The following is a 24,536-nucleotide window of genomic DNA, read 5'->3' on the forward strand; positions in this document are numbered from 1 at the left end:
TAACCCCATGGATTTCGCCTATTCCCCGAAGGTTCAAGAGCTGCGTGAACGTGTCAGCGCATTCATGGAGGCGCACGTTTATCCGGCCGAAGCGGTGTTCGAGCAGCAGGTGGCAGAAGGCGATCGCTGGCAGCCGACCGCGATCATGGAAGAATTGAAGAACAAGGCCAAAGCCGAAGGTCTATGGAACCTGTTCCTGCCCGAGTCCGACTACGGCGCGGGTTTGACCAACACGGAATACGCGCCGCTGGCGGAGATCATGGGTCGCTCGTTGATCGGCCCGGAGCCGTTCAACTGCGCCGCGCCGGACACCGGCAACATGGAGGTGCTGGTGCGCTACGGCAACGAGGCGCAGAAGCAGCAGTGGCTGGAGCCGTTGCTGTCTGGCGAGATTCGCTCCGCTTTCGCCATGACCGAGCCGGGCGTGGCCTCTTCGGATGCCACCAACATGCAGGCCAATGCTCGCCGCGAGGGCGATGAGTGGGTGATCAACGGCCGCAAATGGTGGACCTCGGGCGCCTGTGATCCGCGCTGCAAGGTGATGATCTTCATGGGCCTGACCAATCCGGACGCGCCGCGTCACCAGCAGCACTCGATGATCCTGGTGCCGATGGATGCGCCAGGCGTGACCGTTCTGCGTCCGCTGCCGGTGTTCGGCTACGACGATGCGCCGCATGGCCATGCCGAAGTGCTGTTCGAGAACGTGCGCGTGCCATACGACAGTGTGTTGCTGGGCGAGGGCCGTGGCTTCGAGATCGCCCAGGGCCGCCTTGGCCCGGGCCGTATCCACCACTGCATGCGTTCGATCGGCATGGCCGAGCGTGCCCTGGAACTGATGTGCAAGCGCGCCGTGAGCCGCACGGCCTTCGGTAAGCCGTTGGCACGCCTGGGTGGCAATATCGATCACATCGCCGATTCGCGCATGGAGATCAACCAGGCACGCCTGCTGACCCTGAACGCGGCTTACATGATGGATACCGTTGGCAACAAGATCGCCGCCAGCGAAATCGCCCAGATCAAGGTGGTGGCGCCTAACGTGGCGCTTAAGGTGATCGATCGGGCGATCCAGATGCATGGCGGTGCCGGTGTCTCCAACGACTTCCCACTGGCTTACTGGTACGCCATGCAACGCACTCTGCGCCTGGCCGACGGCCCGGACGAGGTGCACCGCGCCGCCATCGGCAAGTTCGAGATCGGCAAGTACGTGCCGCGTGACGTGATGAAAGCCAGCCGCTGATGCAGTGGTGGTAAGAAAAGAGGCCCGCTTTTATGCGGGCCTCTTCTTTTGTATCTGTAGGGTCAGGGCAAGCTGTCGTCCGAACGCTGCTCCTGGCCCAGCCAGCCCATGCGCATATGCAGTTGGGCGGCGAAGGCGCGTGCAGCGGCCTCGTCCTGAAAGGTCAATGCGCGTCGTCCGAGTTTCACCTGCCAGAACCGTTGACCCTGGCGCTCGATGAGTTCTATGCAGACTTCGCGCATCGCTTCTCCTCAGGTAGCGCTGGCCTTGTCTCGCGTCTTCAGCAGCGACAGGAGTACACCACCGGCCAGCAGACCCAAGGTTACGCCAAGTGAGAGCAGGGCGGGAACCTTGATCAGGTCGTGCAGGAAGATCTTGCCGCCGATGTACATCAGCACCAACGCCAGGGCGTACTTCAGGTAGATGAAGCGGTGCATCAGTGCGGCCAGGGCGAAGTACAGCGCACGCAGGCCGAGAATGGCGAAGATGTTCGACGTGTAGACGATGAACGGGTCCTGGGAGATGGCCAGAACCGCCGGTACGCTGTCCACGGCGAAGACCAGGTCGGCCAGTTCGATCAGCACCAGCGCCAGCAGCAGCGGGGTGGCGTACAGCAGCGGCTTGCCGCTGACCCGATCCTTCAGGCGCACCAGGAACTTGCCTTCGTGCAGCTCGTCGGTGACGCGAATGTGCTTGCGCACGAAGCGGATCACCGGATTCTGCGCCAGGTCCGGGTGCGACTCCTCGTCACCGCCACTGCGCAGCATCTTGATGCCGCTGAACAGCAGGAAGGCGCCGAAGATGTAGAGAATCCAGTCGAACTGCTGCACCAAGGCCGTGCCCAGGCCGATCATGATCGCGCGCAACACGATGACTCCGAGAATGCCCCAGAACAGCACGCGGTGCTGGTACTTACGCGGGATATTGAAGTAGCCGAGGATCATCGCCATGACGAAGACGTTGTCCATCGACAGCGATTGCTCCACCAGGAAACCGGTGTAGTACTCCATCGCCTTGGTGCCGCCAAGCTGCCACCAGATCCAGCCGCCGAAGGCGACGCCGACACTGAAGTAGCCGGAATACAGCAGCAGGCTCTCGCGCATCTCGATTTCATGTTGATCGCGATGCAGCACGCCGAGGTCGAGTACCAGCAGGGTGATGATCAGTACCAGGAAAGCTAGCCAGAACCAGCCGGGGGTACCGAAGATGGGGGATGTCAAAAAGGCAAGTAGAGCGTCCATGAGCCCTCCCTTATGTCTGCCTGAGTTGAAAGAAAATTCACTCAGTGACTCCGACATCACGGTGAGAACACTCACCGCCAGAGGGGCCCGGCGTCACGCGGTGCAAAGGCTAACGCCGAGTCGAGAGGCTGCCAAGCCCCCTGCAGAGGAATATTTTCCGGCGTCAGTAAACCCAGATCTCGACGCGGCGATTGCGAATGCGGCCGTTGTCCTGATCATTGGCCGCCACCGGCAGTTCGCTGCCCATGCCGGTGATTTCGCGAAACAGTACGCCCTGTCTGGCCAGCTCGCGGCGCACCGCCATGGCCCGCAATTTCGACAGCAGTTCGGCGCGCTCAGGGTCGCTTTTCGGATCGCCGAAACCGACCAGCACGACCTTGTGCTGCAGCTTGTCGTGCTGCTTGAGGTAGTCCAGTACGCGCTGCAAATCGCGGTGCGCCTTGTTATCCAGCGTTGCGCTGCCTTCCTGAAAGCGGAAATTTACCGACAGGCGCTGGGCCTGTTGTGCCAGTTGCTGGTACTCGGCTGGCATCTGCGCATCCGCGTCGACCTGTATCGCCTGGACGGTCTGGGCGATGAAGCCGCTGCTGTCGACGATGGCCTGGCCGCGTGGGCTATGGGCGAAGTCGATCAGCGCGCGTGCCCATGGATTGGTCAGTTGCGGGTCGTTGTAGAGAAACAGGCGACGCGCCAGGGGGTAGTCCTCGGTGGCGATCAGCGTGGTGCTCGGTGGCATGGGATGAGAGTCGCCAGCCGCGACTGCGACAGCCTTGTTCTGACGAATGTAGGGCAGACCGATGAAGCCGATGCCATTGGGGTCGCTGCTCACCGAATCAGACAGCTGGGTGCTGGACTCGAAACGTTGGGCATCGGCCGCCAGCGTGCGTCTGCCTGGAGACAGCACCAGTTCCTTGAAGGTGTCGTAGGTGCCGGAATTGTCATCGCGCGCATAAGCGCGAACCTTGCCGGGCTCGCCGCCCAGCGCCGCCCAGTCGTCTATCTCGCCGGAAAACAGTTGCGCGATCTGTTCGACGCTGAGGGCGGAAACCGGGTTTGACGGGTGGACGATGATCGCCAGACCGTCGATGGCGATGACTTGCTCGCTCTGCGGGCTATGCATGTCGCCCAGTTTCGTCAGGCTAGCGGCCTCGCCATCCTTGATCGGTCGTGACGAGGCGGACAGATCGGCGCTGCCATCCTTGAGCGAAGTGAAACCGGTACCCGAGCCATGGGCCGCCACCTCGACGATGACCAAACGACCATCGGCCCGGCGCGCCAGCACGCGTTGCTCGTTCTCGCGGGCGCCGTTCTCGGTACGAATGTCATGCAGGCCTTGAGCTTCGAACAACCCTTTGACCAGCTCTGGGCCGAGCTTGGCGCCAATGGTGTTGGAACCCTGGATGCGCAGCACCGGTTGATCACCTTCGGAGGCGGGCAGGGCGGCGAAGACCGAAAGGGGCAGGGCATAACAGATGAAACCGATCAGCAGCAGTGACAGAGTACGACCCCAGAGGTCGCGGTCGGCGGACAGGGCGCGCGGCATGCGGCAGGCACCTTCTAATGGGTGAGAGGAAGTGCCGCGCAGATTAAGTCAGTCAGATTGCAGTGATATGACGGCGTGCGTGATCTGCACGCCTCACGTGTTTCAGCTCAGCTCCAGCCAGATCGGCGCATGATCGGATGGCTTTTCCATGCCGCGCAGGTCGTAGTCGATGCCGGCATCCTTGAAGCGCGCCTGCAGCGGCTGACTGGCGAGGATCACGTCGATACGCAGACCGCGCTTGGGTTCGTCCTCGAAGCCGCGACTGCGGTAATCGAACCAGCTGAAGCGGTCATTCACCTCGGGGTTAAGGTGACGGAAGCTGTCTACCAGGCCCCAACTCTTGAGGGTCGCCAGCCACTCGCGTTCTTCCGGCAGGAAGCTGCACTTGCCGGTTTTCAACCAGCGCAGGCGATTGGGCTCGCCGATGCCGATGTCGCAATCTTCCGGACTGATGTTGATGTCGCCCATCACCACCAGTGCCTGCTGCGGTTCGAAACGTTCCACCAGCAGTTGCTGCAGGTCGGCATAGAAGCGCTGTTTGGCCGGGAACTTCACCGGGTGATCGCGGCTTTCGCCTTGTGGGAAATAGCCATTCATGACGGTCACCGGGTTGTCATTGGCATCGGCGAAGGTGCCGTAGATGAAGCGCCGCTGGGAATCTTCATTATCGCCGGGGAGACCCTTGTGCAGGCTCAGTGGCTCCTGGCGCGAGAGCAGGGCGACGCCGTAGTGGCCTTTCTGACCGTGGTAATGCACGTGGTAGCCGAGCTGGCGAATCTCCGCTTCGGGGAACTGCTCATCGGACACCTTGGTTTCCTGCAGACCAATCACGTCCGGCTGGTGTTTTTCGATTAGAGCTTGCAGTTGATGAGGGCGCGCACGCAGGCCGTTGATATTGAAGGAGACGATTTTCATGGGCAGCGGGTCCTGGGCAAAAGGAGATGCTAGCCGATCCTCGACGCTCGCGGCCAGCGCCTGGCGGGTGCCGGGTGGTGGTGCTAAGTTGGCTGTGACGCGCTGAACCACAACTTATAAAAACAGAGGTCCGCCATGCCCCATAACGCCCCAGCAGAAGTGCGCATGCTCGATGGTGGTTACGCCCGTGAGGTACGCTCGCTGCTCTACCATGCCTATCGCCATGAGCCAACCTTCGCTTACCTGTTCGAAGCCGAACGCCCGGGTTTCGATCAGCGCGTGCGCGCGACGATTCGCGAGCTGGTGCAGCAGCACTTCGCCGAAGACCAGCCGGCCATCGGCCTGCTGATCGATGATCGGTTGATCGGCGCAGCGCTGATCGCACCGCCACAGCGTCGCCTGGATATCACCGAGAGCTGGGGTTGGCGTCTGCGCATGCTGCTGAGCACCGGCTTTGGCTGCACCAAACGCTACCTCGAATACCACGATGCGGTGCTCGCCAGCCTGCCTCCCGGTCCTTATCACGTACTTCCGCTCCTGGGCATTCACCCTGAGTTCCAGGGTCAGCATCGCGGCGAACAGCTGCTCGAGGCGCTGCACGATTGGTGCGCGCAGGACAGCGGCTCGCAAGGGGTGGTGCTGGACACCGGCAACGCGCGCTATCTGGAGTTCTATCGGCGCCAGGGTTACGAAGAAATTGGTGAGCTGGCCATCGGTCCGGTGGTCGAGCACGTATTCTTCCATCCCAACCCTCAGCCAGTGGTCAAAGCAAGCGCCTGAACCCCGGCTGTCTGGCAGAAACGCAACGGCTCTGGCGCGGGCTGTAGTCCGTGGTAGCATCCTCCGCCATGAGTGTATATGGACATATTCAGCGCAGCCTGGCGCTGCTGCTGATCAGTACGGGTGCCTTCGCAGCGAGCGAACTCGACGTACGAATCACCCCGAGCAATTCGGCTCTCAAGGCCAATATCGAAGGTTATGTCGGCAGCCTGGATGGGCGCGACGCGCAGTCGTTGCGGCGCTTGCGTCGTATCGCCGAGAGCGAGGCCGACAAGGCGGCTCAGGCCCTGGGTTATTACCAGGCGCGCATTCGTAGTCGTATCGAAGAGGGCGAAACACCGCGCCTGGTGCTCGAGGTGGAGCCCGGCGAACGCATTCGTCTGCGCAACGTCGACATCCGCATCGAGGGGCCTGCCAGCGAGCTACCGGCCTTTCGCGTGCCCAATGCCAGCCGTCTGAAAGCCGGCTCGGTGCTCAATCATGGGCGCTATGAGGACGCCAAGCGGCTGATCCAGAATCAGGCCTCGCGCTACGGTTTCTTCGACGGTCGCTTCTCTCGCCAGAGCCTGGAGATCGATCCGGCCGCCGGGGTGGCCGATATCGAGCTGGTATTCGTCAGTGGGCCGCGCTACAGCCTGGGCGATATCGCTTTCAGCGGTGACTTCCCGTTCGATGAAGAGCTGCTGCTGCGCATGGTGCCGTTCGATCCGGACACCCCCTACGACTCCGAATTGATCGCCGAGCTGTATCAGGCGCTGCAGTCCAGCGGCTATTTCGAATCGGTGCGAGTCGATGCCATCCCGACCCAGGCCGACCAGTTGCGCATTCCCGTGGCGGTGGCGCTACAGGTGCGCGAGCCGCGCACCATGGGGCTGGGGCTGGGCTTTTCCACCGATGTCGGGCCGCGCCTTCGCGCCAACTGGACGCGTCACTGGCGCAATCCTCAAGGGCATAGCTACGGTATCGAAACCGAACTATCCGCACCGCGACAGAACGTCGGCCTGTGGTACGACATTCCCGGTGATCCGCCACTGACCGACAAGTTGCGCCTGGCCGGCGGTTATCAGTATGAAGAGCTGGCCAGCAAGGACAGCCTGAGCCGGCTGCTCACCCTCGGCCCGGAATGGCACAGCCAGCGCCCCGGCGGCTGGCAACGCGTGTTGTCGGTGAAATGGCAGCGCGAGGAATATCGCCTGGGCGACGATTCCGGGTTGAGCACCTTGCTGATGCCTGGCGTCAGCTATTCGCTGTTGCGCAGCGACAACCGGCTCGACCCTAACCAGGGCTACCGGGTGCAGTTCGACTTGCGCGGCGCCGTCGAGGGCGTGCTGTCCGATGCCAACGTGCTGCATGGCAATGTCATGCTCAAGGGCCTGACCACTGTATTCGACAATCACCGTTTGCTCGGTCGCGTGCAGTTCGGCGGTACCGAAACCAATGGTTTCTCCGCTGTGCCGCCTTCGCTGCGCTTCTTCGCCGGTGGCGATCAGAGCGTGCGCGGTTACGACTATCAGAGCCTGTCGCCGGAGAACAACCGAGGCGACAAGATTGGCGGCCGTTACCTGTTCACCGCCAGCGCCGAGTACCAGTACAGCCTCACTGACAAGTGGCGTCTGGCGACCTTCATCGACCAGGGCAATTCCTTCAATTCGCTGGACATCCCCACCTTGAAGACTGGCGTTGGTTTCGGCGTGCGCTGGGTTTCGCCGGTGGGCCCGCTGCGCCTGGACCTTGCCCATGCGCTGGATGATGACGGCGGCGTACGCCTGCATTTCTCCATGGGGCCTGAACTATGAGCCGGCGCCTGCTGAAATGGCTGGCCGGCGGTCTGCTCGGTCTGGTGCTACTACTCGTAGCCGCTTTATGGGCGCTGCTCGGTACCCAGGGCGGCAGCCGTTGGCTGCTGGCCCAGGTGCCTGGGCTGCAGGTCGACAATTTCGCAGGACGTCTCGGGGTTGCCTGGCAGGCCGATGCGCTGCTTTGGCAGCAAGGTGAGATGCGTGTTGAGCTGCAGCAGCTGGACATGGCCTGGTCACCGTCCTGCCTGCTGCGCTTGACGCTGTGCCTGGATCGCCTGCATCTGCAGCAGGTGGCCGTGACTCTGCCCGAAAGTGGGGAGGCCAGCGATGAGCCGTTGAGCCTGCCGAACCTCAACCTGCCGCTGCGCTTGCAATTGGGCGATATCCAGCTGGGCGAACTGCGCCTGGACGGCCAGACGCAACTGAGCGATCTCGAACTGATCGCCAGTTGGAACGAGCAGGGCGTGGAGTTGCAGCGCCTGGCCTTGCAGCGTGACGACCTGAGTCTGGACGTCAGTGGTCAGCTGACACCGCAGGGCGATTGGCCCTTGGCCCTGAGTGGTCGCCTGCAGTTGCCGGAGGTCGATGGCAAGGCCTGGCAGGTGGCGCTGCAGGTGGGCGGCGAATTGCAACGCAACCTGACGATCGAGGCCGATAGCACTGGCTATCTAGAGGCCCGTCTGGAAGGACAGGTGCAGGCGCTGGCCGAGCACCTGCCCGCTGAACTGCGCCTGACCAGCCAGGATTTCCAGGCCAGCAGCGCCTTGCCGCAGACGCTGCACCTGCAGGCGCTTACCTTGTCGGCAAAGGGTGATCTGAGCAGCGGCTATCGCATCGATGGTAGCGCCACTCTGCCCGCCGAACAGGCGCCGATGCCGTTGACCTTGCGTGGCAGGGGCGATGCCAAGGGCGCGGATATCGAATTGCTGCGCATCGAGGCTGAGGATCAGCAGCATCTGCAGCTCAGCGGCATGCTTGCCTGGAGCGAGGCGTTTCAGGCTGATGCCAAGCTCGATTGGCTGAATTTCCCCTGGCAGCGCCTGTACCCGCTGGATGAGCCGCCGCCCGTGGCACTGCAGCAACTGCAGGCCGAAGTCAGCTACAGCGAAGGTAATTACCTGGGTAACTTTGCTGCGCAGCTCAAGGGGCCGGCAGGGGACTTCAGCCTGAGCAGTCCGGTCAGTGGCGATCTCGGCCAGGTCAGCCTGCCGCAGTTGCAACTGGTGGCTGGCCAGGGCCGTGCCGAAGGGGTGGTCAAGATCGGTTTCGCCGACGGCACCGATTGGCAGGCCATGCTGCAGCTCAGTGCCCTCGACCCGGGTTACTGGCTGGCTGAGATGCCGGGTAATCTGGCGGGGCCGCTGAATACCTCGGGTAGCTTCAATGCCGGTGCGCTGCAGGCCAAGGCCGATATCGACCTCAACGGCCGTCTGCGTGGCCAGCCAGCGCAATTACAGGTACAGGGCGCTGGTGCCGGCGAGCAGTGGCAGCTCGAGCGATTACTGGTGCGCCTGGGCGATAACCGCATCAGTGGCCAGGGCGCGCTGGATCAGCGTTTGCGCGGCCAGCTGGAATTGGCGTTGCCGCGGCTGGGGCAACTCTGGCCCGGCCTGCAAGGCCAGATACAGGGCCAGCTGTCCCTGGCCGGTACGTTGCAAGCGCCGCAAGGCCAGCTTGCGTTGAGTGGCGAGCGTCTGGCTTTTGGCGACCCCAGCCTGCGCCGCCTGCAGTTGGACGCGACGCTGGATGCTCGCCAGCAGGCGCACGTCGGTTTGAATCTGCGCGGTATCCGTATCGGCGATACCTATCTTGGGCGCCTACAGGCCGAGGGGCGTGGCGACCAGCGCCGTCAGGCACTTGAGCTGGATCTGCAAGGCCCGCTGTTGCAGCTGGCCTTGGCCCTGGACGGCAACCTCAGCGAGCAGGGTGATTGGCGCGGGCGCATTGCCAGTGGTCGTGTGCAGAGCGGCGGCCAGGACTGGCAATTGCAGCAGGCCGCGAGCCTGGAGCGCCTGGCCAGCGGCCGCCTGAACCTGGGGGCGCATTGCTGGCAGTCCGGTGACGCCAGCCTCTGTGGCGGGCAGCAACGGCTGATGCCGCAGCCCAGCCTGGACTGGCGTCTGGAGAACTTCCCCCTGGCCAGCCTGCAGCCCTGGTTGCCCGATGATTTCGCTTGGCAGGGTCGTCTCGACGGACAGCTCAAGGTCGAGCTGCCCGACAGTGGCCCCAACGGCCAGGTCTCGCTGAATGCCGGCAGTGGCAACCTGCGTATTCGTCAGCCGGATGAAGAGCAGTGGCTGGACTTCCCCTACGACAGCCTGCGCCTGGATAGCACGCTACGCCCGCAGCGGGTAGACAGTGAGCTGCGTTTCGTCAGCAGTCGCCTGGGGGAGTTGGTGTTGCAGGCGCAGATCGACCCCCGTCCGGAGAACAAACCGCTGAATGGTGAGTTCCGCCTGAGCGGTTTCGATCTGGCGGTGCTGCGCCCGTTCGTGCCAGTCGCCGATAAAATCGAAGGGCGCCTGCAGGGCAGTGGCAATATTTCCGGGTATCTGCTGACGCCGCAGATCAACGGGCAGATACGCCTGGAGGGCGGCGAGCTGTCCGGTAACCAATTGCCGGTAAGCCTGGAGGATTTGCAGCTTCAGGCATTGATCGCGGGTGAGCAGGTACAGCTATCGGGTAACTGGCGCAGTGGCGAACACGGCCGCGGTAACCTGAGCGGTGAACTGAACTGGGCCGATGGATTGATGGGTGATCTATCGATGCAGGGGCAGCGTCTGCCGGTGAAGGTCGAGCCTTACGCTGAGCTGGAGGTCGAGCCCGATCTGCAATTACAACTGCGTGCCCAGCGTCTGGCGGTCAGCGGCAAAGTTGGCGTGCCGCGCGGCCTGATCAGCGTGCGCGAGTTGCCGCCGTCTACCGTGAAAGTCTCCAACGACGCGCGGGTGGTCGGTCGTGAAGTGCCGGAAGCCGAGCAAGGCATGGGCATTGCCATGGATGTCGATGTCGAGGTTGGCCAGGACAAGCTGGCCTTCAGCGGTTTCGGCCTGACTGCCGACCTGCGTGGACGGGTGCATATTGGCAACGACCTCGATACGCGTGGTGAGTTGGATCTGGTCAACGGGCGCTACCGTGCTTACGGCCAGCGCCTGACCATTCGCCGCGCGCGCCTGTTGTTTACCGGGCCCATCGACCAGCCGTTCCTCGACGTCGAAGCGATTCGCCGTGTCGACACGGTGGTGGCCGGCATTCGCCTTTCCGGCAGCGCCGAGCAGCCCACGACTACTGTATTCGCCGAACCGGCCATGAGTCAGGAGCAGGCACTGTCCTATCTGGTGCTGGGCCGGCCACTGGGGCAGAGCAGTGGTGACAACAACATGTTGGGCCAGGCAGCACTGGCACTCGGCCTGGCCAGCAGCAGTTCGATTACCACCGGCCTGGCCAACAGCCTGGGTATTCAGGACTTCCAACTCGACACCGAAGGCAGCGGCGTGACCACCAGCGTGGTGGCCAGCGGCAATATCACAGAGCGCCTGAGTCTGCGTTACGGCGTTGGCGTGTTCGAACCGGCCAACACCATCGCTCTGCGTTATGAGTTGAGCCGGCGTCTGTACCTTGAGGCTGCCAGCGGTCTGGCCAGTTCGCTCGACCTGTTCTATCGCCGGGACTTCTGATGGGCGTACGATCTTTTGCTAAATCCCTACACGGCTGCGGGTGTATCGGCAGCGCTTCTGCGCTAGTCTGGACGGATGGTCGGGCCGTGACCTGCCATTCGATGGGGCATTCGCCACGGCGAACCCCATGTCACATATTTGCCCTTCAACTCCCTGAATGATAAGGAAACTCCCATGGCGCAAGTCACTCTCAAAGGCAACCCGGTGCAGGTCGACGGTCAACTGCCGCAGGCCGGCCAACAGGCGCCGGCGTTCAGCCTAGTCGCTGGTGACCTGAGCGACGTCACCCTGGCCAGCCTGGCTGGCAAGCGCAAGGTGCTGAACATCTTCCCGAGCGTCGACACCCCGACCTGTGCCACCTCCGTGCGCAAGTTCAACGCCGAAGCCGGTCAACTGAACAACACCGTAGTGCTGTGCATCTCCGCTGACCTGCCATTCGCCCAGGCGCGCTTCTGCGGTGCCGAAGGTCTGGAAAGCGTGGTCAACCTGTCCAGCCTGCGCGGTGCCGAGTTTCTCAAGAACTACGGTGTGGCCATTGCCAGCGGCCCGCTGACTGGCCTGGCTGCTCGCGCAGTGGTTGTGCTGGATGAAAACGACAAGGTGCTGCATAGCGAGCTGGTTGGCGAAATCGCCCACGAGCCGGACTACGCCGCTGCCCTGGCCGCACTGAAGTAACTCGCAGCTGGTTCGATGAAACGGCCTGCTTCGCAGGCCGTTTTTATTTGTGCACCAAGGCGAACGTTCTGAGTACGTCGACAGTCCCTTGCCCGATCCAGATTTTTTCGCGGACTCAAACAGTTAGTAACGTAAGGGCAGCGTAAAAAGCGGGTAAATGGGCTTTGCTTGACGCCGGCCAGTGCTTATCGTGCCGACTCCCCTTAAAAGTGATATTGCTCCTGCCATGTCGAATGCCTCCCCGTCCTCATCGAATTCCTCCCGTCAGTGGCTGATTGGCCTGACGTTGCTCGCCGTACTGCTTTTGCTGCTGTGGTGGTTCTGGCCGAGCAAGCCAGAAAGCCAGCAGACGGGCCGTGGCCGCTTCGGTGACATGGGGCCGGTGCCGGTGCGGGTGGCCGAGGTCAAGCAGGGTGAGTTCGCCATCGAGCTCAAAGCGCTTGGCACGGTAACTTCCTACAACACGGTCAACGTGCGCTCGCGAGTCGACGGTGAGCTGGTCAAGGTGCTGTTCGAGGAGGGCCAGCAGGTCAAGGCTGGCGACCTGTTGGCGGTGATCGATCCGCGTCCTTACCAGGTGGCCTTGCAGCAGGCGCAGGGGGCGCTGCAGGAAAACCAGGCGCAACTGAAGAACGCCGAGCTGGACCTGCAGCGCTACAAGGGGCTGTACGACGAAGACAGCATCGCCAAACAGACCCTGGACACCCAACAGGCGCTGGTCAACCAGTACCGTGGCAGTCTGCAGAGTAACCAGGCCGACGTCGCCACGGCCAAGCTCAACCTCGACTTCACCCAGATTCGCGCGCCCATCGATGGGCGTCTCGGTCTGCGTCAGCTGGATATCGGTAACCTGGTCAGCAGCGGTGATACCACCCCCCTGGTGGTGATCACCCAGGCCGATCCGATTGCGGTGATCTTCACCATCCCCGAGGGCGATCTGCCTGCCGTGCTGCGGCGCCGCCGCGACGGCACGACCCTGGCCGTCGAGGCATGGGACCGTGGCGAACGCCTGAAACTGGCCGAGGGCGTATTGGAAAGCCTGGATAACCAGATCGACACCACCACTGGTACGGTCAAGCTCAAGGCGCGCTTCGACAACGCCGAGCAGATGCTCTTCCCCAATCAGTTCGTCAACGCCCGTTTGCGCGTGGAAACCCACACGGCCGCCACCATCATTCCATCCGCTGCGGTGCAGTTCGGCACGCAGGGTACCTTCGTCTATGTCGTGGGTGACGATAACAAGGTGAGCATCCGTGCGGTCAGCATCGTTGCCAGCGACGCTGAGCGCAGCATGGTCAACGAGGGCGTGCAGCAGGGCGAGCGCCTGGTCACGGAAGGCACCGACCGCCTGCGTGATGGTAGCGAAGTGGAAGTGATCGAGCCGAGTGCTGCACAGAAGCCGGACGCCGAAGGGCAGGCCGAGCCGGGCCAGGCCCCCGTGCGGAATGACGCATGAACATCTCGCGCCCGTTCATCCTGCGGCCGGTCGCTACCACGCTGTTGATGGTGGCGATCTTCCTCAGCGGCCTGATCGCCTACCGACTGCTACCGGTGTCGGCGCTGCCGGAGGTGGACTACCCGACCATCCGCGTGCTGACCCTGTATCCAGGCGCCAGCCCGGATGTGATGACCAGCGCCGTGACCGCGCCGCTGGAGCGCCAGTTCGGGCAGATGGCCGGGCTCAAGCAGATGTCCTCGACCAGCTCGGGCGGCGCTTCGGTGATCACCCTGCGCTTCAATCTCGATGTCTCCCTGGCGGTGGCCGAGCAAGAAGTGCAGGCGGCGATCAACGCGGCGAGCAACCTCTTGCCTGGCGATCTGCCGGCACCGCCGGTGTACAACAAGGTCAACCCCGCTGATACACCGGTGCTGACCCTGGCGGTGAGCTCAAAGACGATGCCATTGCCGCAGGTCAACGACCTGGTCGATACCCGCCTGGCGCAGAAGCTCGCGCAAACCAGTGGCGTCGGCCTGGTGACCCTGGCTGGCGGGCAACGCCCTGCCGTGCGCATTCGCGTCAACCCGGAGGCGCTCGCGTCTTATGGCCTGAGCCTGGCCGACGTGCGTAGCCTGATCACGGCCAGCAACGTCAACCAGCCCAAGGGCAACTTCGACGGGCCGACACGGGTTTCCCAACTCGACGCCAACGACCAGTTGAAGTCGGTCGACGAATACCGCGAGCTGATCCTCAACTACGAGAACGGCTCGGCATTACGCCTGAAAGATGTCGCCGAGATTATCGACGGCGCCGAGAACGAGCGCCTGGCCGCCTGGGCCAATCGCAACCAGGCGGTGCTGGTGAACGTGCAGCGCCAACCCGGCGCCAACGTCATCGATGTGGTCGACCGCATCCAAACCCTGTTGCCACACCTGACCGAAGGCCTGCCGGCCAGCGTCGAGGTCAAGGTGCTCACCGATCGCACCCAGACCATCCGCGCTGCCGTACGCGACGTGCAGCACGAGCTGCTACTGGCCATCGCCCTGGTGGTGATGGTGACCTTCCTGTTCCTGCGCAAGCTGTCGGCGACCCTGATCCCGTCCATCGTCGTGCCGCTGTCGCTGATCGGCACCTTCGGCGTGATGTACCTGGCCGGTTTCACCATCAACAATCTGACGCTGATGGCGCTGACCATCGCCACCGGCTTCGTGGTCGACGACGCCATCGTCATGCTGGAGAACATCGCCCGTCATCTGGAGGAGGGCGAAACGCCGCTCAACGCTGCGCTCAAGGGTGCCCGACAAATCGGCTTCACCCTGGTCTCGCTGACCCTGTCGCTGATCGCCGTGCTGATCCCGCTGCTGTTCATGGCCGACGTGGTGGGGCGGCTGTTCCGCGAGTTCGCCATTACCCTGGCGGTGGCCATCCTGATTTCCCTGGTGGTGTCGCTAACGCTGACGCCGATGATGTGCGCACGCCTGCTCAAGGCCGAAAAGCCCGAGTCGGAAGGGCGCTTCTACCACGCGGCAGGTGGCGTGATCGACCGCATGATCGAACGCTATGGCGTGTGGCTGCAGTGGGTGCTCAAGCATCAGCCGCTGACCCTGCTGGTGGCCGTGGCCACGCTGGGCCTGACCGTGCTGCTGTATATGGCGGTGCCCAAGGGCTTCTTCCCGGTACAGGATACCGGCGTGATCCAGGGCATTTCCGAGGCGCCACAGTCGATTTCCTTCAGCGCAATGAGCGAGCGCCAACAGCGTCTGGCCGACGTGATCCTACGTGATCCAGCGGTGGCCAGCCTGTCCTCGTCAATTGGCGTGGATGGCGACAATCCGACGCTCAACAGCGGCCGTTTGCTGATCAACCTGAAAACCCACGCCGAGCGTGACGTCACCGCCAGCGAGGTGATCGAGCGTCTGCGTCCGGAGCTGGCGAAGGTTCCCGGTATCGAATTGTTCATGCAGCCGGTACAGGACCTGACCATCGAGGATCGCATCAGCCGTACCCAGTTCCAGTTCACCCTGGAGTCGCCTGACAGCCAGTTGTTGGAAACCTGGACGCCGCGTCTGGTCGAGGCGCTGCGCGAGCAGCCGGAGCTGACCGACATGGCCAGCGACCTGCAGAACCGCGGTCTGCAGGTGTTCCTGGATATCGACCGTGACGCCGCGGCGCGTCTGGGCATCAACGTCGGCACTATCGACGATGCCTTGTACGACGCTTTCGGCCAACGCCAGATCAGCACCATCTACACCCAGGCCAGCCAGTATCGCGTGGTGCTGGAGAGCCGCGATGGTGGGCGCATCGGTCTGGCCGCGCTGCGTCAGATTCACGTGGCCACCGGTGACGGCCAGCAGGTGTCGCTGTCATCCCTGGCGCATATCGAGGAGCGGCCCGCCAGTTTGCTGATCAACCATATCGGTCAGTTCCCGGCGGTGACCCTGTCGTTCAACCTGGCCCCTGGTGTGTCGCTGGGCGAGGCAGTGGCGGTGATCGAGCGGGTCGAGCAGGAGATCGGCCTGCCGGGCGGCATCAATACCCAGTTCCAGGGCGCTGCCGAGGCGTTCCGTGCGTCGTTGTCATCGACCTTGCTGCTGATCCTGGCGGCCATCGTCACCATGTACATCGTGCTGGGCGTACTCTACGAGAGCTATATCCACCCGATCACCATTTTGTCCACGCTGCCGTCGGCGGGAGTCGGTGCGCTGCTGGCGTTGCTGCTGACGGGCAACGACCTGGGCCTGATCGCCATTATCGGCATCATCCTGTTGATCGGCATCGTCAAGAAGAACGCGATCATGATGATCGACTTCGCCCTCGAGGCCGAGCGCAACCAGGGCATGGCGCCTGAGGCGGCGATCTATCAGGCGGCGCTGCTGCGCTTTCGGCCGATCCTGATGACCACCCTGGCGGCGCTGTTCGGTGCCATTCCGCTGATGCTCGCCTCGGGCTCCGGCGCCGAGCTGCGCCAGCCGCTGGGCCTGGTGATGGTCGGCGGCCTGCTGGTCAGCCAGGTGCTGACGCTGTTCACTACGCCGGTGATCTATCTGTACTTCGATCGCCTGTCGCGCCGTTTCAGTGGGCGTAGCGCCGCCGGGGTCGCGGTATGAACCGCCGTGGTAGGAGCGGCCTCAGTCGCGAACAGGTCGTTGCAGGGGATTCGCGGTTGAAGCGGAATGCCGCCCAGCCGCTCCTACAGGGCATCTCTAAAAACGTAGGCGAGGCAGCCAGCGCAAGGCAAAAACAGGCGAAAAAGCGGAGTTTACGAGTTGTAAATGAGCATTTTGAGCCTGTTTTTAACGCAGCGATAGCAACGCAGGTAGTTTTTAGAGGTGCCCTACAGGGCTGGCGAAGCCTTGAGGCCAGGCGCGCATGAACCTCTCCGCCCCCTTCATTCGCCGTCCGGTGGCCACGCTACTGCTGAGCCTGGCGATCATGCTGCTCGGCGGCGTCAGCTTCGGCCTGCTGCCGGTGGCGCCGTTGCCACAGATGGATTTCCCCACCATCACCGTGCAGGCCAGCCTGCCTGGCGCCAGTCCGCAGATCATGGCCTCGACCGTGGCCACGCCGCTGGAACGCTCGCTCGGTTCGATCGCCGGGGTCAGCCAGATGAACAGCCGCAGCAGCCAGGGCAGCACGCGGATCATGATCCAGTTCGACCTGGACAAGGACATCAACACCGCGGCGCGCGAGGTACAGGCGGCGATCAATGCGGCGCGCGAACTGCTGCCCAGCGGCATGCGCACCATGCCCAGCTATCGCAAGATCAACCCGTCGCAGGCACCGATCATGGTGCTGTCGCTGACCAGTACCACGTTGAACAAGGGCCAGCTATACGACGTTGCTTCAACCATCCTGGCGCAAAAGCTGTCCCAGGTTGGCGGTGTGGGCGAGGTGCAGGTTGGTGGTAGTTCGCTGCCGGCAGTAAGGGTTTCCCTCGAGCCGCGCCTGCTCGATCACTATGGCATTGCGCTGGACGAAGTGCGCCAGAGCATCGCAGCCAGCAACGCCCTGCGTCCCAAGGGCGCGGTCGAGGACGAGCAGCGCCGCTGGCAGGTGCAGGCCAGCGACCAGCTGGCTAAGGCTGCCGATTATCTGCCGATGATCATCCGCTACCAGGACGGCGCTGCCGTACGCCTGGGTGACGTGGCCACGGTTACCGATGGCGTCGAAGACCGCTACAACAGCGGCTTCTACAACGACAAGGAAGCGGTGCTACTGGTGATCAACCGGCAGAGCGGGGCGAATATCCTGCAGACCATCAGCGACATCCGCGCCGAGCTGCCAGCGCTGCGTGAGGTGATTCCTGCCAGCGTCGAGCTGGAGGTGGCGATGGATCGCTCGCCGGTAATCCGTGCCACCCTGCACGAGGCTGAGCAGACGCTGCTGATTGCCGTGGGGCTGGTGATCCTGGTGGTGCTGGCGTTTCTCGGGCGCTGGCGCGCCGCGCTGATTCCGGCGCTGGCGGTGCCGGTGTCGCTGATCGGTAGTTTCGCCGCCATGTACCTGCTGGGTTTCTCGCTGAACAACCTGTCGCTGATGGCGCTGATCATCGCCACCGGGCTGGTGGTGGACGATGCCATCGTGGTGCTGGAGAACATCGCCCGGCACATCCATAACGGCGAGAAGCCAATGGCTGCGGCGTTCAAAGGCACGCGTGAGGTGGGCTTTACCTTACTGTCGATGAACCTGTCGCTGGTGGCGGTGTTCATCTCCATCCTGTTCATGGGCGGCATCGTCGAGCGGCTGTTTCGCGAGTTCTCCATTACCCTGGCCGTGGCGGTGGTGATTTCCTTGCTGGTGTCGTTGACCTTGACGCCGATGCTTTGCGCGCGTTGGCTCAAGGCCGAGGACGAACAGCCGCGCGGCCGCCTGCAGCAATGGGGTGATCGCCTGCAGACGCGGGTGCTGGATATCTACGGGCGTTCGCTGGACTGGGCGTTGCGTCATTCGTTGCTGATGGTCATCAGCCTGCTGGCGACCATCGCGTTGAACGTCTATCTGTTCGTCAGCATTCCCAAGACCTTCATGCCGCAGCAGGATACTGGCCAGTTGATCGGTTTCATCCGCGGCGACAATGGGCTGTCCTTCCAGGTCATGCAGCCGAAGATGGAAATTTTCCGCAAGGCTGTGCTGGCCGATCCGGCGGTGGACAGCGTCGCTGGCTTCATCGGCGGCGCAGGCGGGATCAACAATGCCTTCATGATCGTGCGCCTGAAGCCCATCAGCGAGCGCGGCGTGTCATCGCAACAGGTGATCAACCGCCTGCGTGCCACGGTGCCGAAGGTGCCCGGTGGGCGCATGTTCCTCATGCCGGATCAGGACCTGCAGATCGGCGGGCGCGAGGGGCGTAGTTCGGAGAACGAGTACATGCTGCTCTCGGGCGATCTCGATGCCCTGCGTGAGTGGCTACCCAAGGTACGCGAGGCGCTGCGTGCGCTGCCCGAGCTGACCGATATCGACGCCCGCGAGAACAGTGGAGCCCAGCAGATTCGTCTGGTAGTTGATCGCGAGGCTGCGCAGCGCCTGGGCGTGGAAATGAGCATGATCACCGCGGTGCTCAATAACGCCTTCAGTCAGCGTCAGGTTTCCACCATCTACGAAGCGCTGAACCAGTACAGCGTGGTGATGGAGATCAACCCACGCTACGCCCAGCATCCCGAGGCGCTGGACCAGATTCAGCTGATTACCGCCGATGGCGCACGGGTGCCGCTGTCCACCTTCGCCCATTGGGAGCGCAGCCTGGAAGAGGATCGGGTCAACCACCAGGGCCAGTTCGCCGCCGAGAGCATCGGCTTTTCCCTGGCCGAAGGTGTCAGCCTGGATCAGGCCAGCCGCGTCGTCGATAACGCCGTGGCGCGCGTCGGCCTGCCCGTCGAGGTGCAGGGCATGCTGGGCGGTACCGGCGCGGCATTCCAGCAGACCCAGGGCAATCAACCGCTGATGATCCTGCTGGCTTTGGTGGTGGTGTACATCGTGTTGGGCGTGCTCTACGAGAGCTACGTGCATCCGCTGACCATCCTCTCGACCTTGCCCTCGGCTGGGGTAGGTGCCTTGCTGGCGTTGCAACTGGTGGGCATGGAGTTCAGCCTGATCTCGCTGCTGGGGTTGTTCCTGCTGATCGGCATCGTCAAGAAGAACGCCATCCTGATGGTCGATCTGGCCCTGCAGCTGGAGCGCGGTGAGCGCCTGAGTCCGCAGGAGTCCATCCGCCAGGCGTGTCTGCTGCGTTTCCGACCGATCATGATGACCACCCTGGCTGCGATCCTTGGCGCCTTGCCGCTGGTGCTGGGCAGTGCCGAAGGTTCGGAGATGCGTCAACCGCTGGGTATCACCATCGTCGGTGGTCTGGTGCTGAGCCAGATGCTGACGCTCTATACCACTCCGGTGGTCTACCTCTATTTCGACCGCCTGCGCCATCGCGTCAACCGCTGGCGCGGCGTGCGCACCGATGCTTCGTTGGAAAATCCGCTATGAATCGAGCTCCTTTCGCCCGAACTCTTGTCTCCTTGCTGCTCGCCGGCGTGCTGGGCGGCTGCGCCCTGGGGCCTGACTATCAGCGTCCCGAACTGGCGGCACCTGCGCAGTTCAAACAGGTCGAGGGTTGGAAAACCGCAGCGCCGGCCGATGCTCTGGAACGTGGCAACTGGTGGGCGCTGTACGGCGACGCCGAGCTCGATGCGCTGGCCGAGCGTCTGCAGTTGTCGAACCAGAATCTGGCCGCCGCCGAGGCCCAGTATCGCCAGGCGCGGGCGTTGGTACGTGGTGCGCGGGCGAGCTTCTACCCGACGCTGTCCGGCAGCGCCGGCGTGACGCGGGCCGGGCAGGGCGGCGGTGACAGCACCATCCGCACCGCTGATGGTGTCACCGTCAGCGGTTCTGGAGCATCAAGCATCTCCAAGAGCTACGACCTCAGCCTCAATGCCGCCTGGGAGCTGGATCTCTGGGGCAAACTGCGCCGTGGTCTGGAGGCCAGTCGTGCCGAGTTCGATGCCAGCGCGGCCGATCTGGCCGCAGCGCGCCTGAGCCTGCAGAGCGAGCTGGTGCAGAACTACCTGCAACTGCGCGTGCTCGACGAACAGAAGCGTTTGCTCGATGCCACCGTAGCGGCTTATGCGCGTTCGCTGCGCCTGACCGAGAACCAGTACCGCGCCGGGATCGTGCCCAAGTCCGACGTATCCCAGGCCACCACCCAGCTCAAGAGCACCCAGGCACAGGCCATCGATCTCGAGTGGCAGCGCGCGCAGCTGGAACATGCCATTGCCGTGCTGGTGGGCGTCAGCCCGGCCGAACTGTCCATCGCGCCACGCGAGAGCTTGCCGGCATTGCCCCAGGTGCCCATGGCGCTGCCTTCGCAGTTGCTCGAGCGCCGTCCTGACGTCGCCGCCGCCGAGCGCCGGGTGATGGCAGCCAATGCGCAGATCGGCGTGGCGGAAGCGGCGTGGTTCCCCGATCTGACAATTTCGGCCAGCGGTGGTTACCGGGGCAGCAGCTTCGCCGACTGGATCGAGGTACCCAACCGCTTCTGGTCGCTAGGCCCGCAACTGGCGCTGACCCTGTTCGACGGCGGTGCGCGCCGCGCGGAGCTGGAGCGCAGCGAAGCCGCCTATGATCAGACCGTGGCGCAATACCGCCAGGCGGTGCTGGACAGCTTCCGCGAGGTGGAGGACTACCTGGTGCAGTTGCGCGTGCTGGAGCAGGAGAGCGGGGTGCAGCAGGAGGCGTTGGATGCGGCGCGCGAGTCGCTGCGTCTGATCGAAAACCAGTACCGCGCCGGTACCGTCGACTACAACAGCGTGGTCACCGTACAGGCCACTGCGCTGAACAACGAACGTACCAACCTCACCCTGCTGGGTAGCCGGCTGACAGCCAGTGTGCAGTTGATCGCTGCTCTGGGTGGCGGCTGGCAGCTGCAGCAATTGCACGATGGCGAGAGTCAGTAGAGGAGAATAAGCATCAGGTGCATGCGCAGCCTGACCTGGGAGCTAAGTTTCCGCTAAGATTCGCACTCTAGTATCAAGTGATCGCAACTGGCCATTATTGGTGTGGGGCAGCTTTTGCCCTTCGGTCGTGCGTCCTTTCTGTTCAGAGTTCCGCGATGCTGATTGGTAGTTACGATTTCGCCCTGGTCTTTCTCTCGCTGTGCGTGGCGATCCTGGCGTCCTATACCGCCCTCGACCTGGCGGGGCGTATTACTGGAGCCCAAGGCGCGGCCCGGGTGCTGTGGATCGGCGGTGGTGCCGTGGCCATGGGGCTCGGCATCTGGTCCATGCACTTCGTCGGCATGCTCGCCTTCAGACTGCCGATAGACCTTGGCTACGACCTTGCCATCACCCTGCTCTCACTGGCCATCGCCATGCTCGCCTCAGGCTTTGCCTTGTGGTTGGTCAGCCAGCCCGAACTGCCGGCCTGGCATCTATGCCTGGGCGCCGTAGCCATGGGCGCCGGCATCGGCGCCATGCATTACATCGGCATGGCCGCGATGCGCATGCAGCCCGGTATCGTCTATGACCCGTTGCTCTTCGCGCTGTCGCTGCTGATCGCTGTCGCCGCCTCTGGCGCTGCCTTGCTCATCGCCTTCCGCTTGCGCCGTCACACGCGCCATGTGCGTTTGTTGCGCGGCGGGGCGGCGGTGATCATGGGCTTTGCCATCGTCGGCATGCATTACACCGGCATGGCAGCTGCGAATTTCCCCGAAGGCAGCGTCTGCGGCGCGGCCTTCAGCGGCCTGGACAGCGGTTGGCTGGCCAGTCTGGTGATCGTTACAACCCTTGCCGTGCTGGCCATCGCCTTGCTGACCTCGATTCTCGACGCACGTCTGGAAGCGCGCACCGAGCTGTTGAGCAGTTCGCTGGCCAAGGCCAATGCCGAACTCACCCAATTGGCGCTGCACGATGGTCTGACCAAGCTGCCCAATCGCCTGCTGCTGGAAGATCGCATCAATCAGAACATCCTCAAGTTGCAGCGCAACGGCGGTTATTTCGCCTTGCTGTTCATGGACCTGGACGGCTTCAAACCGGTAAACGATGCCTTTGGTCATCACGTTGGTGATCAATTGTTGGTCGCGGTGGCGCAGCGTCTGCGTGCCCATCTACGCGCCAATGACAGCCTGGCGCGTATCGGTGGTGACGAGTTCGTGCTGCTGGCCGAGCTGCGTCATCCGGATGATGCGAGCAACGTGGCCAGCCATGTGGTGGGGCTGCTCAGTCAGCCCTTCGAGATCGACGGTCATGAGCTGCGCGTTTCCACCAGCGTGGGAATTGCCCTGTATCCGGGAGATGGTATCGATCAGCAGGAGCTGCTGATCAATGCTGACGCCGCGATGTATCACGCCAAGAGTCTGGGCAAGAACGGTTACAGCTTCTTCGAGAGTTCGATGAACACCAATGCGCGGCAGCAACTGCAGTTGCTGCATGATCTGCGCGTTGCCCTGGAGCGCGGCGAGCTGCGCCTGCACTACCAGCCAAAGTTCGCCAGCGGCTCTGGGCGCATGCTGGGTGCCGAGGCCTTGCTGCGTTGGCAGCATCCGCAACAGGGGTTGCTGGCACCGGTGCGCTTCATCGGGCTGGCGGAGAAGACCGGTTTGATCATCCCGATTGGAGATTGGGTGCTGGATGAAGCCTGTCGGCAGATGCGCTTGTGGTATGAGCAGGGCCATCAGGACTGGCGCGTGGCGGTGAACCTCTCGGCGCTACAGTTCTGCCATGGTGAGCTGGTCGAAACTGTGCGCCAGACCTTGGCCAGGCATGCGCTGCCGGCCAATTGCCTGACTCTGGAAATCACCGAAAGCACTGCCATGCATGATGTGAGCGCCAGCCAAGTGATTCTCGAGCAGCTCGCCGAAATGGGTGTGGACATCGCCATCGACGATTTCGGTACCGGCTATTCCAGCCTGCTCTATCTCAAGCGTTTGCCAGCTAACGAACTGAAGATCGACCGTGGCTTCGTGCGGGACCTGGAGCACGACGGCGATGACATGGCCATCGTCTCCGCCATCGTTGCCCTGGGCCAGGCGCTTGACCTGCGCATCGTCGCCGAAGGGGTCGAGACGCCCGAGCAACAGGCGTTCCTTACCGAATTGGGCTGTGACTCGTTGCAGGGTTACCTGCTCGGGCATCCACTACCGCCCGAGCATATTCCCAGCTGATCGCTGCTTGGCGGATATCCGCCATCAATTGCGCTGCTTGCGATTGACCGTCTGTGCGGCCTTGATCACGTCGCTGCCGATCACCGATTCAAACTGCTGCCAGACCGGGCGCATGGCGTTGCGCCAGGCTTCGCGCTCTTCGCTGCTGAGGGTGATCAATTGGCTTCGGCCGGAGTCGATGATGCGTTGGCGGTCAGCCTGGTTGGCGGCTTCGGCCTGTTTGTTCACCGCATAGGTGACTTCATCGATGATGGCTTCCAACTCCACACGGATCTGATGCGGGATGCCGTACCAGAAGCGTGAGTTGCTCACCAGCATGTAGTCCAGCACGCCATGGTTGGTTTCGCTGATGAACGGTTGTACTTCGTGCAGCTTCTGGCTGTAGATGTTCGACCAGGGGTTCTCCGCACCTTGCACCTGGCCGCTCTGCAGCGCCTTGAACACTTCTGCGAAGGGCAGCTTCTGGGTGCTAGCGCCAACCTGGCCGAATTGCGCCTCCAGCACCGCTGAGGGCTGAATGCGGAAGCTCAGACCATTGGCGTCACCGGGTGTATGCAACGCGCGGGTCGCAGAGAGCTGCTTCATGCCGTTGTGCCAATAGGCCAGGCCGACGATGTTGTGGTCTTCCATCGAGCGCAGCAGTTGGCGGCCTTTGGAGCGCTTCTGGAAGCGATTGACCGCTTCGATGTCGTCGAACAGAAAGGGCAGGTCGAACACCTGCAACTGTTTGGTGTACTGCTCGAATTTGGCCAGGGAGGGCGCCAGCAGCTGCACCTCGTCATTGCGTAGGGCTTCCAGCTCGTTGGCATCACCGTAAAGACTGGAGTTCGGGTAGACCTCAACCTTGACCTTGCCGGCCAGGCGCTCCTCGACCAGTTGCTTGAACATCAGTGCGCCCTGGCCCTTGGGCGTGCCATCGGCGACGACGTGGGAAAACTTGATCAGGATAGGTTCATCGGCCAGTGCCGTATTGGCACCAAGAGAGGCTAACGCCAAGGCGCATGCGGCCAGGGCGCGGACTGGATTGAACATACTGCTTCCTTTTCTTCTTGTCGGTTGCGACGCCTTTACGGCGGCCTCGTGTTGG

General features: G+C 62.9%; 15 protein-coding genes. 10 read left to right on the top strand and 5 right to left on the bottom strand.

Annotated features, from left to right (window positions below):
• The first annotated feature begins 7 nt into the window (after window positions 1-7).
• Window positions 8-1,237: an acyl-CoA dehydrogenase gene (locus RTH74_RS09245; RefSeq protein WP_099523860.1), complete on the top strand. Its 1,230-nt coding sequence runs from the start codon at window positions 8-10 to the stop codon at window positions 1,235-1,237.
• A 62-nt stretch (window positions 1,238-1,299) separates the two neighbouring features.
• On the opposite strand, the gene RTH74_RS09250 is transcribed toward RTH74_RS09245, so the two are convergent.
• The 4 genes from RTH74_RS09250 to xthA form a co-directional block, all read right to left on the bottom strand.
• Window positions 1,300-1,479 (bottom strand): hypothetical protein, encoded by a 180-nt coding sequence (locus tag RTH74_RS09250; protein WP_099523862.1) that lies wholly within the window; start codon window positions 1,477-1,479, stop codon window positions 1,300-1,302.
• A 9-nt stretch (window positions 1,480-1,488) separates the two neighbouring features.
• Complete coding sequence (locus RTH74_RS09255) at window positions 1,489-2,478, bottom strand: TerC family protein (protein WP_099523864.1); 990 nt, start codon at window positions 2,476-2,478, stop codon at window positions 1,489-1,491.
• 163 nt (window positions 2,479-2,641) lie between these two features.
• Window positions 2,642-4,021, bottom strand: a complete 1,380-nt coding sequence (locus RTH74_RS09260; RefSeq protein ID WP_316914474.1) for a phosphate ABC transporter substrate-binding/OmpA family protein — start codon at window positions 4,019-4,021, stop codon at window positions 2,642-2,644.
• Between the two features lie 102 nt (window positions 4,022-4,123).
• On the bottom strand, window positions 4,124-4,936 hold the full coding sequence (gene xthA / locus RTH74_RS09265; protein ID WP_316914475.1) for an exodeoxyribonuclease III: 813 nt from the start codon (window positions 4,934-4,936) through the stop codon (window positions 4,124-4,126).
• 135 nt (window positions 4,937-5,071) lie between these two features.
• Between xthA and RTH74_RS09270 the strand changes: the two genes are divergently transcribed.
• The 9 genes from RTH74_RS09270 (at window position 5,072) to RTH74_RS09310 (ending at window position 23,449) form a co-directional block, all read left to right on the top strand.
• Window positions 5,072-5,716 (top strand): GNAT family N-acetyltransferase, encoded by a 645-nt coding sequence (locus RTH74_RS09270; RefSeq protein WP_099523871.1) that lies wholly within the window; start codon window positions 5,072-5,074, stop codon window positions 5,714-5,716.
• Window positions 5,717-5,784: 68 nt separating this feature from the next.
• The gene (locus RTH74_RS09275) at window positions 5,785-7,512 is read left to right on the top strand and encodes an autotransporter assembly complex protein TamA (RefSeq protein WP_143503852.1); all 1,728 of its coding nucleotides are present in this window, start codon (window positions 5,785-5,787) and stop codon (window positions 7,510-7,512) included.
• On the top strand, window positions 7,509-11,192 hold the full coding sequence (locus RTH74_RS09280) for a translocation/assembly module TamB domain-containing protein (protein ID WP_316914476.1): 3,684 nt from the start codon (window positions 7,509-7,511) through the stop codon (window positions 11,190-11,192). The genes RTH74_RS09275 and RTH74_RS09280 overlap by 4 nt, the downstream gene beginning before the upstream one ends.
• Window positions 11,193-11,366: 174 nt before the next feature.
• Window positions 11,367-11,867, top strand: coding sequence for a thiol peroxidase (gene tpx / locus RTH74_RS09285; RefSeq protein WP_316914477.1), 501 nt, complete (start codon window positions 11,367-11,369; stop codon window positions 11,865-11,867).
• Window positions 11,868-12,093: 226 nt separating this feature from the next.
• Window positions 12,094-13,323, top strand: a complete 1,230-nt coding sequence (locus RTH74_RS09290; protein WP_316914478.1) for an MdtA/MuxA family multidrug efflux RND transporter periplasmic adaptor subunit — start codon at window positions 12,094-12,096, stop codon at window positions 13,321-13,323.
• Window positions 13,320-16,412 (top strand): MdtB/MuxB family multidrug efflux RND transporter permease subunit, encoded by a 3,093-nt coding sequence (locus RTH74_RS09295; RefSeq protein ID WP_316914479.1) that lies wholly within the window; start codon window positions 13,320-13,322, stop codon window positions 16,410-16,412. Before RTH74_RS09290 ends, RTH74_RS09295 begins: the two co-directional genes overlap by 4 nt.
• 262 nt (window positions 16,413-16,674) lie before the next feature.
• Window positions 16,675-19,779, top strand: coding sequence for a multidrug efflux RND transporter permease subunit (locus RTH74_RS09300; protein WP_316914480.1), 3,105 nt, complete (start codon window positions 16,675-16,677; stop codon window positions 19,777-19,779).
• Window positions 19,776-21,245, top strand: coding sequence for an efflux transporter outer membrane subunit (locus RTH74_RS09305; protein ID WP_316914481.1), 1,470 nt, complete (start codon window positions 19,776-19,778; stop codon window positions 21,243-21,245). The genes RTH74_RS09300 and RTH74_RS09305 overlap by 4 nt, the downstream gene beginning before the upstream one ends.
• A 155-nt stretch (window positions 21,246-21,400) precedes the next feature.
• Entirely contained in the window at window positions 21,401-23,449 is a 2,049-nt protein-coding gene (locus tag RTH74_RS09310; protein WP_316914482.1) for an EAL domain-containing protein, read from the top strand.
• 24 nt (window positions 23,450-23,473) lie between these two features.
• On the opposite strand, the gene RTH74_RS09315 is transcribed toward RTH74_RS09310, so the two are convergent.
• Complete coding sequence (locus tag RTH74_RS09315) at window positions 23,474-24,481, bottom strand: TRAP transporter substrate-binding protein (protein ID WP_316914483.1); 1,008 nt, start codon at window positions 24,479-24,481, stop codon at window positions 23,474-23,476.
• Between the last annotated feature and the right edge of the window lie 55 nt (window positions 24,482-24,536).

Source organism: Pseudomonas sp. zfem001, from assembly GCF_032621725.1.
In the GTDB taxonomy this organism is placed as follows: Bacteria; Pseudomonadota; Gammaproteobacteria; order Pseudomonadales; family Pseudomonadaceae; genus Aquipseudomonas; species Aquipseudomonas sediminis.

What these genes read in the sequence shown, in the direction of transcription:
- RTH74_RS09245 (WP_099523860.1), top strand. Translation starts at nt 8, where the DNA reads ATGGATTTCGCCTATTCCCCGAAGGTTCAAGAGCTGCGTGAACGTGTC.
- RTH74_RS09250 (WP_099523862.1), bottom strand. Translation starts at nt 1,479, where the DNA reads ATGCGCGAAGTCTGCATAGAACTCATCGAGCGCCAGGGTCAACGGTTC.
- RTH74_RS09255 (WP_099523864.1), bottom strand. Translation starts at nt 2,478, where the DNA reads ATGGACGCTCTACTTGCCTTTTTGACATCCCCCATCTTCGGTACCCCC.
- RTH74_RS09260 (WP_316914474.1), bottom strand. Translation starts at nt 4,021, where the DNA reads ATGCCGCGCGCCCTGTCCGCCGACCGCGACCTCTGGGGTCGTACTCTG.
- xthA (WP_316914475.1), bottom strand. Translation starts at nt 4,936, where the DNA reads ATGAAAATCGTCTCCTTCAATATCAACGGCCTGCGTGCGCGCCCTCAT.
- RTH74_RS09270 (WP_099523871.1), top strand. Translation starts at nt 5,072, where the DNA reads ATGCCCCATAACGCCCCAGCAGAAGTGCGCATGCTCGATGGTGGTTAC.
- RTH74_RS09275 (WP_143503852.1), top strand. Translation starts at nt 5,785, where the DNA reads ATGAGTGTATATGGACATATTCAGCGCAGCCTGGCGCTGCTGCTGATC.
- RTH74_RS09280 (WP_316914476.1), top strand. Translation starts at nt 7,509, where the DNA reads ATGAGCCGGCGCCTGCTGAAATGGCTGGCCGGCGGTCTGCTCGGTCTG.
- tpx (WP_316914477.1), top strand. Translation starts at nt 11,367, where the DNA reads ATGGCGCAAGTCACTCTCAAAGGCAACCCGGTGCAGGTCGACGGTCAA.
- RTH74_RS09290 (WP_316914478.1), top strand. Translation starts at nt 12,094, where the DNA reads ATGTCGAATGCCTCCCCGTCCTCATCGAATTCCTCCCGTCAGTGGCTG.
- RTH74_RS09295 (WP_316914479.1), top strand. Translation starts at nt 13,320, where the DNA reads ATGAACATCTCGCGCCCGTTCATCCTGCGGCCGGTCGCTACCACGCTG.
- RTH74_RS09300 (WP_316914480.1), top strand. Translation starts at nt 16,675, where the DNA reads ATGAACCTCTCCGCCCCCTTCATTCGCCGTCCGGTGGCCACGCTACTG.
- RTH74_RS09305 (WP_316914481.1), top strand. Translation starts at nt 19,776, where the DNA reads ATGAATCGAGCTCCTTTCGCCCGAACTCTTGTCTCCTTGCTGCTCGCC.
- RTH74_RS09310 (WP_316914482.1), top strand. Translation starts at nt 21,401, where the DNA reads ATGCTGATTGGTAGTTACGATTTCGCCCTGGTCTTTCTCTCGCTGTGC.
- RTH74_RS09315 (WP_316914483.1), bottom strand. Translation starts at nt 24,481, where the DNA reads ATGTTCAATCCAGTCCGCGCCCTGGCCGCATGCGCCTTGGCGTTAGCC.